The organism is Bifidobacterium sp., assembly GCF_051876855.1.
Lineage (GTDB): Bacteria > Actinomycetota > Actinomycetes > Actinomycetales > Bifidobacteriaceae > Bifidobacterium.
The window spans coordinates 6,399-7,939 of the sequence record NZ_JBJEIH010000074.1; the positions used below are offsets into that span (position 1 = coordinate 6,399).

The following is a 1,541-nucleotide window of genomic DNA, read 5'->3' on the forward strand; positions in this document are numbered from 1 at the left end:
GTCGTTGTGTGAGCGAATCCTCACACAACGGCGCTCGTCGCATGGCACAGTGGGCCGTTCACCGAGCGCCCACGATTCCGCGCCGGCAGCACGCGGATCACAGCATGCCGGACGTGATGTTGTGCAGCATCAGCCACTGGCGCAGGTCGTTGAACTCCTGCAGACTCACCGCGTGATCAAGCCCGCGATAGCTTTTCTCCGTCAGCCAGGTGTGTTCCTCCAGCCATGCGGACATCGCGTGGATCTCATACGCTGGAATCACGGTATCGGCCTGACCATAGCCGAAGAAGGTCGGGATTTGCAGGTCGGCGAGCCGATCATCCGCGGGAGCGGTGCCCGGAACCTGTGCAGGAGCAAGGAATCCGGACAGTGAAATCGAAGCACGGTAGCGTTCCGGATGTACACGCAGCAGGTGAATCGCAAGCAATCCGCCTTGGGAGAAACCAATCGGCACCACGTCACGTTCTGCGGGGATATGCTCCAACACCCACGCATCGATCGCGTTGGCGGCGGCGAAGGAGTCACGGTCCAGATCATCGCCGGTCGGCACGCAATCATGGAACCACGTGTAGGCACCCGGAATCGACCCTCGTTCCTCCTGCAAGACGAGCGGCGCACGCAGTGACACGAAATCGTTGTAGGGAGCCACATAGCGCATCATATCCGCCAGATCCTGCTCGTTCGACCCCCAGCCGTGCAGGCACAGCAGCATCGGGCGATTGGGCTGCGCGTTGCCGCCTCCGCGCGACCATTGGGCTTCACGCACCTGCATCGGTTCGCCGAACCGCCCCGGCACTACGTTCGATTCACGACCCACCAGCTGCGAAGATTCACTCATACCGCCCAATATACCCGCTTGCAAATGTATCACGACACATCTTGCGGCATTCCGGGACAGCAACACAATCGTGAACAATAATTCATGTTCACGTAATATCTGACATTATATTATGAGTCAATAATAGAATTGATTAAGATTGATTATAATACACGACTTTTAAGGAGATGAAGATCATGAAAAAAAGCGTTGTTCTTTTCTTGTCTGTCTGCCTTCTTTCCTCATGCCTCAGTACCGAAGCTAATGCATCCGAGATGCATGACGATACACCCCAATCGACATCATCACCAAACAGCAATAGTGTCTCAATGTCATTGGGTCCTCTAGATATCTACAGAGCCAAAAATTATTGGACACATGCACGGCTAAGAAAGCTCATTTCCGAACCTTCCGCAATTCCCCGATATTCGGGACCTGACAATGGAATCCCCGCTCTCAAGTCGCCCGCACCCCATGCTGACACAACATCAAGATCATCGGGATTGCTAACTTTTCGCATTGACTCCAACAACGCAGGATCCTGTACCGCCTCCTTTGTTAATAGCAGCTCAAGAAAATTGCTCGTCACAGCAGCCCATTGCCTAAACAAAAGCAATCGTCAAGGGTGGTACTCGGATTTCATGTTCTTCCCCGATTATCCAGAATCGCAACAAGGTCTGCCAATAAGTACGGTTCGCGTGTTTGACGACTGGGCAAATGGATC

General features: G+C 53.8%; 2 protein-coding genes. One reads left to right on the forward strand and one right to left on the reverse strand.

Annotated elements, in window-relative coordinates; translation table 11 throughout:
* Positions 1 to 97: 97 nt before the first annotated feature.
* Positions 98 to 838, reverse strand: coding sequence for an alpha/beta hydrolase (locus tag ACI38B_RS04850; RefSeq protein WP_439729763.1), 741 nt, complete (start codon positions 836 to 838; stop codon positions 98 to 100).
* Between the two features lie 176 nt (positions 839 to 1,014).
* On the opposite strand from ACI38B_RS04850, the gene ACI38B_RS04855 reads away from it, so the two are divergent.
* The coding region (locus ACI38B_RS04855) for a hypothetical protein (protein WP_439729764.1) at positions 1,015 to 1,541 on the forward strand (527 nt) is incomplete at its 3' end.